Here is a 13,994-nt window from a genome sequence, read left to right on the forward strand (position 1 = left end):
CGTGGGGGTGTGATTCCGAAAGTCACGCCCAGGGTACCCGTGGCATCGTGGATTTGATGAACGACGCAAGAGAAGCTGTCGAGCACCATCCCGAAGGTGGCAGTCACGTCCAGGACGGCGTGGTGGAACACCCCGACGCCGAGGACTTCAACAACGCCGCCGCGCTGCCCACCGATCCCACGTGGTTCAAGCACGCGGTGTTCTACGAGGTGCTGGTCCGTGCGTTCTTCGACGCCAATGCCGACGGCGCCGGCGACCTGCGCGGCCTGTTAGGGCGCCTGGATTACCTGCAGTGGCTGGGCATCGACTGCATCTGGCTGCCGCCCTTCTACGACTCGCCCCTGCGCGACGGCGGGTATGACATCCGGGACTTCTACAAGGTGCTGCCCGAGTTCGGGACGGTCGAGGACTTTGTCGATCTGCTCAACGCCGCGCACGAGCGGGGGATCCGGGTCATCACCGACCTGGTGATGAACCACACCTCGGACTCCCACCCCTGGTTTCAGGAATCGCGGCACGACCCCGACGGCCCGTACGGCGATTACTACGTGTGGAGCGACACCGCCGAGAAGTACACCGACGCCCGGATCATCTTCATCGACACCGAGGAGTCCAACTGGACCTTCGACCCGGTGCGCAAGCAGTTCTACTGGCACCGGTTCTTCTCCCACCAGCCCGACCTGAACTACGACAACCCGGCCGTGCAGGAAGCCATGATCGACGTGCTCCGGTTCTGGCTCGAGCTGGGCATCGACGGGTTCCGGCTGGACGCGGTGCCCTATCTGTTCGAACGGGAGGGCACCAACTGCGAGAACCTGCCCGAGACGCACGCCTTCCTCAAGCGCGTCCGCAAGGTCATCGACGACGAGTTCCCGGGACGGGTGCTGCTGGCCGAGGCCAACCAGTGGCCCGCCGACGTCGTCGAGTACTTCGGCGACGCCACCACCGGCGGCGACGAATGCCACATGGCGTTCCACTTCCCGCTGATGCCGCGCATCTTCATGGCGGTACGCCGGGAATCGCGCTTTCCGATCTCGGAGATCCTGGCCCAGACGCCCGAGATCCCGGATCTGGCGCAGTGGGGGATCTTCCTGCGTAACCACGACGAGTTGACGCTGGAGATGGTCACCGACGAAGAGCGTGACTACATGTACTCCGAGTACGCCAAGGACCCGCGGATGAAGGCGAACGTCGGCATCCGCCGCCGGTTGGCGCCGCTGCTGGACAACGACCGCAACCAGATCGAGCTGTTCACCGCGCTGTTGCTGTCGCTGCCCGGCTCGCCGGTGCTGTATTACGGCGACGAGATCGGCATGGGCGACGTGATCTGGTTGGGTGACCGCGACGGGGTTCGCACGCCGATGCAGTGGACGCCGGACCGCAACGCGGGCTTCTCCAAGGCCAACCCCGGCCGGCTCTACCTGCCGCCGAGCCAGGACTCCGTCTACGGCTACCAGGCTGTCAACGTGGAGGCCCAGCGCGACACCTCCACGTCGCTGCTCAACTTCACGCGGACGATGCTGGCCGTGCGGCGCCGTCACGAGGCCTTCGCGATCGGGACCTTCGAAGAGCTGGGCGGCTCGAACCCGTCGGTGCTGGCCTTCGTGCGGCAGGTGTCCGAGGACGGCGACACCGTGCTGTGCGTCAACAACCTGTCGCGTTTTCCCCAGCCGATCGAACTGAATCTGCAGCAGTGGAGCGGTTGCACCCCAATCGAGCTGACCGGGCAGGTGGAGTTCCCGCGCATCGGTCACCTGCCCTACCTGCTCACCCTGCCGGGGCACGGGTTCTACTGGTTCCAGCTGACCGGATGTGAGGAGGACGCATGACGGCGACGCGCGCCGGCGACGGTGCAGAGCGAAGCGATGAGGAGGAGTGGCGCTTATGACACAGCCGGCCAAGCTGCCCTGGTCTGAGTGGCTTCCACAGCAACGCTGGTACGCCGGGCGCAACCGCGAACTTTCCGGCGCCGAGGCGAGCGTGGTCGTCCCGCTCGACGACGGCCTCGACCTGGTGCTCGTCGACGTCGATTATGTCGACGGTTCCCGGCACCAATACCAGGTGATCGTGCGGTGGGACGCCGCCCCGGTCTCCGAGTACAGCAACGTCGCGACCATCGGCGCGGCCGACGACCGGACCGGCTTCGACGCGATGTATGACGCCGAAGCGCCGCAGTTTCTGCTCTCGCTGATCGACTCGTCCGCCTCGCGCAGCAACGCGTCGGGCACCGAGGTGAAATTCGCCAAGGAACCGGACGCGGTGCTGCCGCTGGAGGCGATGGCGCACGTATCGGACGCCGAGCAGTCCAACACCAGCGTCATCTTCGACCGGGACGCCATCTTCAAGGTGTTCCGCCGGGTCAGCAGCGGCATCAACCCCGACATCGAGCTGAACCGCGTGCTCGGCCGGGCCGGCAACCCACACGTCGCGCGGCTGCTGGGGACCTACGAGATGGCCGGTTCGGATGGCAGCGCCGACGCGGCGTGGCCGCTGGGCATGGTGACCGAATTCGCCGCCAATTCCGCAGAAGGCTGGGCGATGGCCACCGCCAGCGTCCGCGACCTGTTCGCCGAGGGCGACCTGTACGCGTACGAGGTCGGCGGCGACTTCGCCGGCGAGTCCTACCGCCTGGGCGAGGCGGTGGCGTCGGTGCACGCCACCCTGGCCGAAGCCCTGGGCACCTCGCAGGCCGCCTTCCCGGTGGACAACGTGCTGGCGCGCCTGTCGGCGACCGCGGCGCTGGTTCCCGAGCTCAACGAGCACGCGGCGACGATCGAGGAGCGCTTCCAGAAGCTGGTCACCGAGCAGATCACCGTGCAACGCATCCACGGCGATCTGCACCTGGGCCAGGTGCTGCGCACGCCGGAACGCTGGCTGCTCATCGATTTCGAGGGCGAACCGGGACAGCCGCTCGAGGAGCGCCGCGCACCCGACTCACCGCTGCGCGACGTGGCCGGCGTGCTGCGGTCGTTCGAGTACGCCGCCTACGGTCCGCTGGTGGACCAGGCGGACGACAAACAATTGGCGGCCCGCGCCCGCGAATGGGTCGAGCGCAACCGGACGGCGTTCTGCGACGGCTATGCGGCCGCCTCCGGGATCGACCCGCGCGACTCGGCGCCGCTGCTGGCCGCCTACGAGTTGGACAAGGCCGTCTACGAGGCCGGCTACGAAGCGCGGCACCGGCCGGGCTGGTTACCGATTCCGCTGCGCTCCATCGCTCGTCTATCAGGCTAGCTTCGCGTCCGCTGCGCGTGCCGCGGCTGTCTGGAAGCATGTGCGTGTGCCGAGCGAGATAAACAACAGCGAGATAAACAACAGCGAGTCGCGATTGTCCTGGGTGCTGGCCGCGCTCGCGGGCGTGCTGGGGGCCACCGCCTTCACCCACTCCGCCGGCTACTTCGTGACGTTCATGACCGGCAACGCCCAGCGCGCGGTGCTCGGGTATTTCCGCGGCGACGTGCTGCTGTCGGTCACGGCGGGGGTGCTGATCGTCTGCTTCGTCGCGGGCGTGGTGGTTGCGTCGGTGTGTCGGCGGCATTTCTGGGTGGACCACCCGCACGGCCCGACGGTGCTGACGACGTTCAGCCTGGCGGCGGCCACCGTTGCCGATGTCGTCGACGAGGGCTGGGAAGAGAATCTGCTCGACTTCGCACCGATCATGTTGGTGGCCTTCGGGATTGGCACCTTGAACACATCGTTCGTCAAGGACGGCGAGGTATCGGTCCCGCTGAGCTACGTGACCGGCACGCTGGTGAAGATGGGCCAGGGGATCGAGCGCCACATCGCCGGCGGGTCGGCGGCGGACTGGCTGGGCTACTTCCTGCTGTTCGCCAGCTTCGCGGGCGGCGCGACGGTGGGCGGCTTCATCAGCACGCTGGTCAACGGGACGTGGATGCTGGTGGTGGCGACCGTCGGGTGCGCGCTGACCACCGGCTACACGTATTTCCACTCCGATCGCCGGGCCCTGCTCGACGAGGCGTGAAAAAGAGCATCGGCAGTAGCGCTGACCGGTGCGCTACTGCCGATGCTGGCTTTGGCCTCAGGCCGCGGGAGGGTTAGCGGTGGGCGCGCTAACCGGTGCGGCGTTGACCGTGTTGAGGGTTTGCAGGATGTCGGGCTTCATCGCGACCAACTGCTGGTTCCAGTAGGGCCAGGAGTGCGTCCCGTTGGCGGGGAAGTTGAACACCCCGTTGCGTCCGCCGGCGGCCGCGTAGTTGTTCTGGAACTGCTCGTTGGTGCGCAGCGTCATGCCCTCCAGGAATTTCGCCGGCATGTTGTCGCCGCCGAGGTCGCTGGGGGTGCCGTTACCGCAGTAGACCCAGATGCGGGTGTTGTTGGCCACCAGTCGCGGAATCTGGACCATCGGGTCGTTGCGCTTCCACGCCGGGTCGCTGGACGGGCCCCACATGCTGTTGGCGTTGTAGCCGCCCGCATCGTTCATCGCCAGCCCGATCAGGGTGGGCCACCAGCCTTCGGACGGGTTGAGGAAGCCCGACAGCGCGGCGGCGTACGGGAACTGCTGCGGGTAGTAGGCCGCCAGGATCAGCGCCGAGCCGCCCGACATCGAGAGGCCCACCGCCGCGTTGCCGGCCGGCGACACCTGCTTGTTGGACTGCATCCACAGCGGCATTTCCTGGGTCAGGAACGTCTCCCACTTGTAGGTGTAGTTCTGTCCGTTGCCGGAGGACGGCTGGTACCAGTTGCTGTAGAAGCTGGACTGGCCACCGACCGGCATGATCACGGACAGGCCGGACTGGTAGAACTCCTCGAAGGCGGGGGTGTTGATGTCCCAGCCGTTGTAATCGTCCTGCGCGCGCAGGCCGTCGAGCAGATACACGGCGTGCGATCCGCCGCCCTGGAACTGGACCTTGATGTTGCGGCCCATCGACGGCGACGGCACCTCGAGGTACTCCACGGGAAGCCCCGGCTTGGAGAAGGCCCCCGCGACGGGTGAGCCGCCGGAAGCCACGGCGACACCGGACAGCAGGGAGGCCCCCATAGCCGCGATCGCCAGTCGGCGCGGCATCGTAGCCGCTGCGCCACGCAACTTTTCGAAGAACGACATAGCTCTCTACCCATCCCAACTTTCATCTGCCGCAGGGCGCGGTCGAATCTGTTCTCGGGGAGTGAAACACAGCGAGAGGGCCGAATTCGGTTGTCGCGGCCGGGATGCCAGATCGCGGTTAGCTAACGATTGCGCCTCGCCCGGAAATCGTCACGGTCGGGTCACGATCGGCTCTCGGAACCATGCGCCCATCTTGCGATGCGCCAGCGCATGCGCTATCGCATCCGCGACGTATCAGGCGACGAGGCGACGCAAAAGCGTTGATGCCGTGACGATTCCGAGCACGGCCGCCACCACCAGCACGACGATGTCCGCGGGGTTGAAGGGCGTGCCGATGAGCAGCGCCCGCAGCGCGTTCACCTCGTAACTGAGCGGGTTCACCTTGCTCAGCACGTGCAGCCACGCCGGCATCACGTCGACCGGATACAGCGCGTTCGACGCGAAGAACAGCGGCATGGTGATCGCCTGGCCGATGCCCATCAGGCGGTCGCGGCTGCGGACCAGTCCGGCCAGCGTCATCGACAGGCAGGCGAAGAACGCGGCGCCGAGCATGACGATGGCCATCGCCGCCACGATCCGCAGCGGATTGACCGTCAGGCCGACACCCATCACGTACGCCAGTGCAAGCACCCCGACCACCTGGGCCACCGAGCGGAACCCGGCGGCAAACGCCTTCCCGGTGATCAGCGCCGACGCCGGAGCCGGCGTCACCATGAGTTTGGCCAGCACGCCGGCGTCCCGGTCCCAAATGATCTGTATCCCATAGAAAATGGAGATGAACAGTGCCGACTGGGCGATGATCCCCGGCGCCAGAAACGCCAGATACGACACCGACCCGGTGGGGATGACATGGAGGTGACTGAACGTGGTCCCGAAGATCAGCAGCCACAGCGCGGGCTGCACCATCCGGGTGACCAGCTCGGTCCGATCGTGTCGCAGCTTCTGCAGTTCGACGATCGCGAACGCCCCGATGCGACTGGACAACGCGCCGACTCGTTGCCAGCCGCGCGGGGCCCGAACCAGGGTGCCCGCCACGGCGCTATCAACCGACACGGCGCGCCACCTTTCTGCTGGAACGGATTTCGCGAATGGACCCGTTGGCTTCCGATGAATCTTCCTCGTCGTCCAGGCCGGATGCAGCGTAGTGGCGGAACACATCCTCGAGCGTGGCGTTCGCAGACACGGTCGCCTTCAACTTGTCGGGGGTGCCGACGGCACGAAGCTGACCGCGGTGCATCAGGGCAACCCGGTCGCACAGCGCGTCGGCTTCCTCCATGTAGTGGGTGGTCAGCAGCACGGTCATGCCGAACTGCGCCTGCATCTTCTGCACCTGGGCCCACACGCCGTCGCGCGCGATGGGATCCAGACCGACGGTTGGTTCGTCGAGCACCAGCAGCGACGGGCGGTTGACCAGCGCCTGTGCCACCTCGAGGCGGCGCACCATGCCGCCGGAGTAGGACGACGCCAGCCGGTCGGCCACGTCGATGAGGTCCATCGCGACCAACGCCTGATCGACGCGGTCGGCACGCTCGTTGCGGGGCACTCCGTACAACCGCGCGAACCACTGCACGTTCTGCCGCCCGGTCAGAGCGGGTTCGATCGAAAGTTGTTGCGGCACATAGCCGATATTGCTTCTGATGTCGGTGGTCTGGCTGCGCGCGTCCATTCCGAAAATGCGCAGTTCGCCGTGCTGCACCGGGGTCAGCGTGGTCAGCATCCGGACCAACGTCGTCTTCCCGGCGCCGTTGGGCCCAAGCAGGCCCATGGTTTCGCCGGGCCGTACCTGCAGTGTTACATCGTCGACGGCGGTGAACTGGCCGTAACGATAGGTCAGGTTGCGGCCGTCGACGGCCATCGGCAGCGATCCGCTCATGATCGCCGCTCTCGCAGTTTTCGGGTCATCGTGTCGAGGACCTCCAATCCTTTTGTCAAAGACTCGATTTGGTCGTCGTCGAGCTCGTCGATCACCTCGGAGAGCAACCCCCGCCGGGTGGCGCGGGACGCGTCGACGATCTGCTGGGCGGGCTCGGCGAGCCGGAGTTGGCACACCCGGCGGTCGGTGTCGCCCGCCGTACGCAGCAGCAGGCCGCCGGACACCAGCTTGGTGACCAGGGTCGAGGCGGTGTTGGGCACCAGCCCAAGCTCGGCTGCCGCGGCGCTGACCGAAATCCCCGGCCGGCGCCCGACCAGCCACAACAGCTCCGACTGCGACTCGGAAAGCCGCGACGAATCGAACCCACGGCCGGCCGACCTGCGGAGTTGCCGGCGGAATCTGCCGACCACACCGAACAGCTCGCCGGCCACATCAGTGCGTGAATTCATATGCACCCATAATACCTCTGTAGCCGAGCTATCGATGTGTGGAAGCTGTGTAGCAGGTATGTACCCGCTACCTGGGCAGACGATGCAGCTCGACGTCGGTCAACGCGCCGTCATCCACGCTCGCGGTCATGTAGGTGCAGAACGGTTGGCGGCGGCGATCCGTCGGTGACCCGGGATTGAGTAATCGCAACCCGGTTTCGGCCGTGGCGTCCCACGGGATGTGGCTGTGGCCGAACACCAGCACCTGGCTGTCGGGGTAGAGCCGCGACATCCGCGCGTCGCGTCCGGTCGCGGCGCCGGTCTCGTGCACCACGGTGAACCGCACTCCCGCCAGCGTCACGTCCGCTCGTTCGGGCAGCCGCGCCCGCACGTCCGGGCCGTCGTTATTTCCCCAGCAGCCCACCACCTGGGCCGCCCGGCTTTCGAGCTCGTCGAGGAACTCCGGTGCTATCCAGTCACCGGCGTGCACGACGACGTCGGCCTCGGCCACCTCATCCCAGACCGCGGCGGGCAGGTCGCGGGCCCGTTTGGGGATGTGGGTATCGGCAATCAGCAGCAGCCTCACAGCCCCATCTTGCGCCAGCGGCGGTCGTTCACGTCACCGCTGCGTGGCGCCTGGCCGTTGGCGCGTCCGCCTCGTCGCCCAAGAGCAGGGAACGAACGAGGCGTCGCGATCCGAAGGGCCGGAGCATATGACTGGCGGGCCGGGTCCGCACCATGTGCGGCCACCAGAACCAGCGTCCGAGCAGCGCCGCGATGGACGGCGTCATCAGGGAGCGCACGATCAGGGTGTCGAAGAGCAGGCCGAGGCCGATGGTGCTTCCGGCCTGACCGATGGAGCGCAAATCGCTGGCGACCATGGACATCATGGTGAAGGCGAAGACCAGGCCCGCCGCCGTGACGACTCCGCCGGTGCTCCCCATCGAGCGGATGATGCCCGTCTTCAATCCCGCGCCGACCTCCTCCTGGAACCGCGACACCAGCAACAGGTTGTAATCGGACCCGACGGCGAGCAGGATGATCAACCCGAACACCGGGGCGATCCAGTTCAGTTCGAGGCCAAAGATGTGCTGCCAGAACAACACCGAGAGGCCGAACGCGGCACCCAGGGACAGCAGTACCGTGCCGACGATCGCAACAGACGCAACCAGCGCGCGGGTGATGATCAGCATGACGGCGAAGATCAGTGTCAGTGCCGCCAATCCCACGATCAGCAGGTCGTACTGCGATCCGGCCTGGATGTCGCGGTAGATCGCCGCCGTGCCGGCGAGATAGAACTTGGCGCCGGTCAGGTTGGTTCCCTTGACGGCTTGCTGCGCGGCGGCCAGTTCGGGCTTCACCGCGGAGATGCCGGCCGGGGTCGCCGGGTCCTTGTCATGGGTGATGATGAACCGCGCGGCCTTGCCGTCGGGAGAAAGGAACAGCTTCAAACCACGTTGAAAGTCCGGGTTTTGGAACGCCTCTGGCGGCAGGTAGAAGTAATCGCCGCTGCGGGAAGCGTCGAAGGCCTGACCCATCGCGCTTGCCGTGTCGGTCATCTGGCTCATCTGTGTGACCAGACCAGAGAAGCTGCTGTGCATCGTGAGCAGCGTCGCCTGCATCGACTCCGCGACGGCGATGATCGGGGGGAACTCGGCCTGCATCTGGGGCAAAATGGCGTCGACGTTGTTCAGGTCGTTGATCAGCGTGGTCATGTTCTCGCTGAACTTGTCCACGCCATCGATCGCTTCGAAGACCGATCGCGACGCCCAGCACACCGGGATGTTGAAGCAGTGCTGCTCCCAATACAAGTAGTTGCGGAACGGCCGCGCGAAATCGTCGAAATCGGCCAGGTGGTCCCGCATCTCGTTCAGCGTGGCCTGCATGTCGTGCATATCACCGACCATGCGATGGGTCGCGCCGCTCATCTGGTCCAGCAGGCCCTGCATCCGCTGCATCGAGCCGATCATGGCACCGAGGTCGTCACTCATCGTGAGCATGTCGGCCGTCCGGTCCCGCATGAACTGAAGGTTCTGCTGGATCGGGATCGACTGCGCGCTGATCTGGAACGGTATCGAGGTGTGCTCGATCGGGCCGCCCAACGGGCGCGTGATGCTCTGCACCATCGCGATTCCCGGTGAGCGGAAGACATCCTTGGCGAGCCGGTCGAGGATGATCATGTCGGCGCTGTTGCGCATGTCGTGATCGCTCTCGATCATGAGGATGTCGGGATTCATTGTGGCGGCGGTGAAATGGCGCTCGGCGGCGGCATACCCGACGTTCGACGGCAGGTCGCGCGGTATGTAGAAGCGATCGTTGTAGCTGACCTTCATGCTCGGCATGATGAGGATGCCGACGATGGCGATGACGAGCGAGGTGGCGAACACCGCGCCGGGCCACCGCACGGTCGCGGTTCCGACGCGCCTCCAGCCGCGAATTTTGGCCGTGCGTTTCGGATCGAGGAGACCGAAGCGACTGGCCACGGCAACGACGGCGGGCGCCGCCGTCATCGCTCCCGCAACGACGACGAGCAGGCCCAGCGCGGACGGAATGCCCAACGCCTTGAAGTACGACAGCCGCGCCAAGTGAAGGCAGAAGGTCGCCCCGGCGATCGTCAGGCCTGACCCCAAGATGATGTGTGAGGTCCCGCGAAACATCGTGTAGTAGGCGGTTTCTCGGTCCTGGCCGGCCTGGCGAGCCTCCTGGTAGCGCCCGATCAAAAAGATCGCGTAATCGGTACCCGCCGCGATCGCCAGCGACGACAGCATGGCGACGACGAACGTCGAGAATCCCAACAAACCGTTGTTCCCGAGAAGCGCGACCAGCCCCCGTGCGGTGCCCATCTCGAACCCGACCATGACGAGCACCAGCAGAACGGTGCTGATGGAACGGTAAGCGACGAAGAGCATGACCATGATGACCACGCCGGTCACGCCCATCATTTTGAACATGCTCTTGTCGGCTGCTTCGTTCATGTCGGTGGTCAGCGCAGCCGGGCCGGTGACGTGCACCCGCAGGCCGTTGGGTGGCGCGGACCGGTCGACGATCTCGCGCACCACTTTGACGGATTCGTTGCCCAGCGTGCTGCCTTGGTTTCCGGCCAGATTGAGTTGCACGTAGGCGGCTTTGCCGTCGCGGCTCTGGACGCCGGCGGCGGTGAGGGGATCTCCCCAGACGTTCTGGACATGCTGCACGTGCTTCGGGTCGGCCTGCAGCGTCTTCACCAGGCCGTCGTAGTAGCGGTGGGCCTCATCCCCGAGCGGGTGATCGCTCTCCAGGACGATCATCGCGATGCTGTCGGAGTCCGACTCGTGAAAAGTCTTGCCGATGCGCTTGGCGGCGATCATCGCCGGTGCGTCTTGCGGCGACATGGTCACCGCGTGGTTGCGCGCGACCGATTCAATCGGCGGCACAAGCACATTCAGGGCGACGGTCAGTAGTAACCATGCCACCAGGATCGGCACGGCGAACGTGCGGACGAATCGCATGAATTTCGGCCGGGCATCGCTCGGTGCGGCGTTGTCGGCGTTCATGCGGCCTTCGCCAGACAGGAAGTTTGGGCGTGGTGCCCGGTCGAAACGTTTTCATTCTCGACGTGGCCGTTGACCGTGATGCGGCACCCGATGTTGTCGCTATTGCCCTGCGCCACAACACTGGCCAGCACGGCCGGCGTTGTCGTTTCCACGGTGAACGTCCAGGGCAGGCCGGTGAAGCTCGCCTGCTCTGGTTGGGCGTTCTTGTCCAGGTAGCTCACGCTGCCCGCCGTGATTTCAGGTCCAAAGACCTCGTAGGTGACCCGCTTCACGTGCGAAGCTTCTAGCGGTGCGGCGCCGGCCCCGGTGGTGGAAAAGATCTCCTCGGAGCCGAATACTCCCCGCAGCCGCATGACGGCCTCACCGCCGAGGGCTACCGCCACCACCACGACGAGCGGTACCCATGCCCGTTTCACGAACGTCAACATCGAGACTCCCTTCGCCGCTGCTCGTCCTTGCCGACGAGCGATGGCCTGCCCGCTTGGCCGTCCGCCAAACGCTGGGGCGGACCGGGTTTGCGACCGCCAGCATATACCCTACGGGGTATGGTATAAAGGAGCCATGGCAATCGAAGGCAACGGCAGCGGACCGCGCAACACGGATGTCTTGAGGCACGACCCCGGCGACATCGACGCAGTCCTCGCCCGGCTACGGCGGGCGCACGGTCAGCTCGGGGGCGTCATCGCGATGATCGAGCAGGGCCGAAGCTGCAAGGACGTCGTGACTCAGTTGGCCGCGGTGTCGAAGGCCCTGGATCGCGCCGGGTTCAAGATCATCGCCTCGGGTTTGCGTGACTGCATCACGGGATCGGACGATCAGCCGGCTGTTTCCATCGATGAGCTGGAGAAACTGTTTTTGAGCCTGGCCTGATGGCCGGGCATTGAGGAAGAGGAGAGGGCAGATGTCCTCCACCGAAACTGATCGCACCGCACCGACGGTGACGCTGTGGCTGGACCCGGTGTGTCCGTTCTCGTGGAACACCGCGCGGTGGCTGCGCGCCGTCGCCGAGACGACGGGGTTGTCGATCGATTTGCAGCTGATGAGCCTAGCGGTCCTCAACGAGGGGCGCGAACTCCCACCAGCGCAGCAGGCCCGCATGCGCGATTCGCGGCAGATCGGCCGGCTGATGGCCGCCGTAGCGCGCGAATATGGCGTCGCGGGATTGACCGCCGCGTATTTCGCCTTCGGCGAGCGCTACTTCGACCGCTCAGAACCCGTCAGCGCCAACCTCGTCGCGCAGGTTTTGTTGGCGGTCGGGGCCCGTGGCGCCACGGCGGCGGCGGTCTCGGACGAATCTCTTGACGACCTCATCCGGGCCCAACATGAGGCCGGCCAACAGGCGCTGGGTGAGACTGGGGGCAGCCCGATACTGCGGATCAGCGAACACACATTCTTCGGGCCGGTCCTGACAGGGGTACCCGCCGCGGAGGACGCCTCCGCCCTGTTCGATGCGGTTGCCACTTTGGCCGCGACTCCGCAGTTCGCCCAGCTGCAACGACCGCGGACCGCGGCCTAACCGGGCGCGCGGCGAGACCCTGGCCGGTTCGACGCTGAAATGAGGAGGAAAGAATGACATCAGGATTGAGCACCACGCTGCACACCTCGTTCGAGGACGCGGTGGACCGCACCACAAAGGCACTGGCCGATCAGGGCTTCGGGGTGCTGACCACGATCGACGTGAAAGCCACGCTGAAGAAAAAGCTCGGCGAAGACATGGAGAACTATCTAATTCTGGGTGCGTGCAACCCGGTGCTGGCGCATCGCGCGTTGGGCGTCCACCGCCAGATCGGCCAGTTGTTGCCATGCAACGTGGTGGTGCGGAACGACCCCGCCGGCGAGGCCGATGCGGTTCTGGTCGAAGCGATGGATCCCCAACTCATGGTCAAAGTGACCGGCGAGCAGGCGGCTCTGCAGGATGTTGCCGACGAGGCCACCGCCAAGCTGCAGGCGGCCATCGGCGCGCTTGGGTAGCCCGTCGCCAACAGCGCGGCTACCTGAAAGGTATTGACCTGTCGATGCTTTCGGGGCTCGTGGCCGTCGGAACGCAGCGGCATCCATTCGCTTCACCGGCGCTGGCGCGGTGATCGCCGTCGCTTACTACGTCCTGCTCGCGAATTCGACTGTTGCCGCGCCCATTTGGCCTACTTCGTTGTCGGGCCACGAATCGATTCACGCCTTGAGCGGCTGAGACGGTGGATTCAAGACCGGCATCGAGCGATAACGGCGCTTACGCTTGTGATCGTGGGTATCGCCGTGGTGCTGTACGGCGTCTCGTAAGGGCGGCCGAGCGACAAACCAAACGCCCGCGATCTATGTCAGCCTTGTTCGCTGCGGGCTTCGGCGCCCGACTCCCCGGCATCAAACGAGTCATCCGAACCGGCAGCGCCCACATACGAGCCGTCTTCTTCGCCCTCGGCGGCGCGGGACTGAGTCTGGTGCGCCTCAGCGTCCACGTCTTCCTCGGCTTTGTGGCCCCTGTGATCCGGCATGATGGATTCCTTTTCTGTGGTGGCGACGTCCCCAGGGGATTCCCCTGACGACACGCGCGAAACGGAGCACACCCCGGGCGCAGCGGTCGGATGGCCGGGGCATCCACGCCCGGCGCTATTGTTAGCAGCCGAAACCAAGGAGAAACCTCAATGCGCACCTTCGAATCAGTCACCGAACTTGCCGCCGCTGCGGGCGAGACCCTCGGGCACAGCGACTGGGTCACCATCAGCCAGGAAGACGTCAACCTGTTCGCCGATGCGACCGGTGATCACCAGTGGATCCACGTCGATCCGGAGCGGGCCGCGGCAGGTCCGTTCGGCAAGACCATCGCCCACGGTTTCATGACCTTGGCGTTGCTGCCGCGGCTGCAGCACCAGATCTACACCGTCAACGGCATCAAGCTGGCGATCAACTACGGCCTCAACAAGGTTCGCTTCCCCGCCCCGGTCCTGGTGGGCTCTCGGGTGCGTGCGCAGAGTTCGTTGGTCAGCGTCGACGACGTGGGCAACGGCGCCGTGCAGGCGACGATTTCGACCACCGTCGAGATCGACGGTTCGGCCAAGCCGGCGTGTGTGGCCGAAAGCGTGGTTCGTTTCGTCGCCTGA

Annotated in this window: 15 protein-coding genes; 7 read left to right on the forward strand and 8 right to left on the reverse strand. The window is 65.7% G+C overall.

Features of this window, described 5'->3' with window-relative positions; genetic code table 11:
- The first annotated feature begins 56 nt into the window (after positions 1-56).
- From treS to A5732_RS03540, 3 genes are read left to right on the forward strand one after another with little or no spacing between them, the layout of a single operon-like run.
- Positions 57-1,829 (forward strand): maltose alpha-D-glucosyltransferase, encoded by a 1,773-nt coding sequence (gene treS / locus A5732_RS03530; protein ID WP_076053090.1) that lies wholly within the window; start codon positions 57-59, stop codon positions 1,827-1,829.
- 55 nt (positions 1,830-1,884) lie between these two features.
- Positions 1,885-3,234 carry a maltokinase N-terminal cap-like domain-containing protein gene (locus A5732_RS03535; protein WP_076100687.1) on the forward strand — a complete coding sequence of 450 codons (1,350 nt, stop codon included), beginning with the start codon at positions 1,885-1,887 and terminating at the stop codon, positions 3,232-3,234.
- Between the two features lie 46 nt (positions 3,235-3,280).
- On the forward strand, positions 3,281-3,982 hold the full coding sequence (locus tag A5732_RS03540) for a YoaK family protein (protein WP_249266757.1): 702 nt from the start codon (positions 3,281-3,283) through the stop codon (positions 3,980-3,982).
- A gap of 57 nt (positions 3,983-4,039) precedes the next feature.
- Here A5732_RS03540 and ag85C read toward each other — a convergent pair whose 3' ends face one another.
- From ag85C to A5732_RS03575, 7 genes are all read right to left on the reverse strand, one after another.
- Entirely contained in the window at positions 4,040-5,065 is a 1,026-nt protein-coding gene (gene ag85C / locus A5732_RS03545; RefSeq protein ID WP_064951012.1) for a diacylglycerol acyltransferase/mycolyltransferase Ag85C, read from the reverse strand.
- 234 nt (positions 5,066-5,299) lie between these two features.
- Positions 5,300-6,118: an ABC transporter permease gene (locus A5732_RS03550; RefSeq protein ID WP_076100689.1), complete on the reverse strand. Its 819-nt coding sequence runs from the start codon at positions 6,116-6,118 to the stop codon at positions 5,300-5,302.
- Positions 6,108-6,938 (reverse strand): ATP-binding cassette domain-containing protein, encoded by an 831-nt coding sequence (locus tag A5732_RS03555; protein ID WP_076052929.1) that lies wholly within the window; start codon positions 6,936-6,938, stop codon positions 6,108-6,110. Before A5732_RS03555 ends, A5732_RS03550 begins: the two co-directional genes overlap by 11 nt.
- Positions 6,935-7,387 carry a MarR family winged helix-turn-helix transcriptional regulator gene (locus tag A5732_RS03560; protein ID WP_076100691.1) on the reverse strand — a complete coding sequence of 151 codons (453 nt, stop codon included), beginning with the start codon at positions 7,385-7,387 and terminating at the stop codon, positions 6,935-6,937. Before A5732_RS03560 ends, A5732_RS03555 begins: the two co-directional genes overlap by 4 nt.
- 67 nt (positions 7,388-7,454) lie before the next feature.
- Positions 7,455-7,952: a metallophosphoesterase family protein gene (locus A5732_RS03565; RefSeq protein WP_076052933.1), complete on the reverse strand. Its 498-nt coding sequence runs from the start codon at positions 7,950-7,952 to the stop codon at positions 7,455-7,457.
- A 28-nt stretch (positions 7,953-7,980) separates the two neighbouring features.
- Positions 7,981-10,899 carry an RND family transporter gene (locus A5732_RS03570; protein ID WP_076052935.1) on the reverse strand — a complete coding sequence of 973 codons (2,919 nt, stop codon included), beginning with the start codon at positions 10,897-10,899 and terminating at the stop codon, positions 7,981-7,983.
- A complete protein-coding gene (locus A5732_RS03575; RefSeq protein WP_076052937.1) occupies positions 10,896-11,327 on the reverse strand; it encodes an MmpS family transport accessory protein in 432 nt (143 codons plus the stop codon). Before A5732_RS03575 ends, A5732_RS03570 begins: the two co-directional genes overlap by 4 nt.
- Before the next feature lie 133 nt (positions 11,328-11,460).
- Between A5732_RS03575 and A5732_RS03580 the strand changes: the two genes are divergently transcribed.
- The 3 genes from A5732_RS03580 to A5732_RS03590 are packed head-to-tail and all read left to right on the forward strand — an operon-like array spanning position 11,461 to position 12,870.
- Positions 11,461-11,769: a metal-sensitive transcriptional regulator gene (locus tag A5732_RS03580; RefSeq protein WP_076052938.1), complete on the forward strand. Its 309-nt coding sequence runs from the start codon at positions 11,461-11,463 to the stop codon at positions 11,767-11,769.
- A 31-nt stretch (positions 11,770-11,800) separates the two neighbouring features.
- Positions 11,801-12,415 (forward strand): mycothiol-dependent nitroreductase Rv2466c family protein, encoded by a 615-nt coding sequence (locus A5732_RS03585; protein ID WP_076052940.1) that lies wholly within the window; start codon positions 11,801-11,803, stop codon positions 12,413-12,415.
- Positions 12,416-12,468: 53 nt separating this feature from the next.
- Positions 12,469-12,870, forward strand: a complete 402-nt coding sequence (locus A5732_RS03590; RefSeq protein WP_065053765.1) for a DUF302 domain-containing protein — start codon at positions 12,469-12,471, stop codon at positions 12,868-12,870.
- Between the two features lie 344 nt (positions 12,871-13,214).
- On the opposite strand, the gene A5732_RS27240 is transcribed toward A5732_RS03590, so the two are convergent.
- The gene (locus A5732_RS27240) at positions 13,215-13,388 is read right to left on the reverse strand and encodes a hypothetical protein (RefSeq protein WP_171974951.1); all 174 of its coding nucleotides are present in this window, start codon (positions 13,386-13,388) and stop codon (positions 13,215-13,217) included.
- Positions 13,389-13,538: 150 nt separating this feature from the next.
- Between A5732_RS27240 and A5732_RS03595 the strand changes: the two genes are divergently transcribed.
- The gene (locus A5732_RS03595; protein ID WP_076052946.1) at positions 13,539-13,994 is read left to right on the forward strand and encodes a MaoC family dehydratase; all 456 of its coding nucleotides are present in this window, start codon (positions 13,539-13,541) and stop codon (positions 13,992-13,994) included.

This window comes from Mycobacterium colombiense (genome assembly GCF_001953985.1).
GTDB lineage: Bacteria > Actinomycetota > Actinomycetes > Mycobacteriales > Mycobacteriaceae > Mycobacterium > Mycobacterium colombiense_B.

Bases quoted from the DNA above. Each gene is read 5' to 3' on its own strand.
- A5732_RS03560 (WP_076100691.1), bottom strand. From the start codon at position 7,387: ATGAATTCACGCACTGATGTGGCCGGCGAGCTGTTCGGTGTGGTCGGC.
- A5732_RS03590 (WP_065053765.1), top strand. From the start codon at position 12,469: ATGACATCAGGATTGAGCACCACGCTGCACACCTCGTTCGAGGACGCG.
- A5732_RS03575 (WP_076052937.1), bottom strand. From the start codon at position 11,327: ATGTTGACGTTCGTGAAACGGGCATGGGTACCGCTCGTCGTGGTGGTG.
- A5732_RS03535 (WP_076100687.1), top strand. From the start codon at position 1,885: ATGACACAGCCGGCCAAGCTGCCCTGGTCTGAGTGGCTTCCACAGCAA.
- A5732_RS03595 (WP_076052946.1), top strand. From the start codon at position 13,539: ATGCGCACCTTCGAATCAGTCACCGAACTTGCCGCCGCTGCGGGCGAG.
- A5732_RS03585 (WP_076052940.1), top strand. From the start codon at position 11,801: ATGTCCTCCACCGAAACTGATCGCACCGCACCGACGGTGACGCTGTGG.
- A5732_RS03570 (WP_076052935.1), bottom strand. From the start codon at position 10,899: ATGAACGCCGACAACGCCGCACCGAGCGATGCCCGGCCGAAATTCATG.
- A5732_RS03555 (WP_076052929.1), bottom strand. From the start codon at position 6,938: ATGAGCGGATCGCTGCCGATGGCCGTCGACGGCCGCAACCTGACCTAT.
- A5732_RS03580 (WP_076052938.1), top strand. From the start codon at position 11,461: ATGGCAATCGAAGGCAACGGCAGCGGACCGCGCAACACGGATGTCTTG.
- ag85C (WP_064951012.1), bottom strand. From the start codon at position 5,065: ATGTCGTTCTTCGAAAAGTTGCGTGGCGCAGCGGCTACGATGCCGCGC.
- treS (WP_076053090.1), top strand. From the start codon at position 57: ATGAACGACGCAAGAGAAGCTGTCGAGCACCATCCCGAAGGTGGCAGT.
- A5732_RS27240 (WP_171974951.1), bottom strand. From the start codon at position 13,388: ATGCCGGATCACAGGGGCCACAAAGCCGAGGAAGACGTGGACGCTGAG.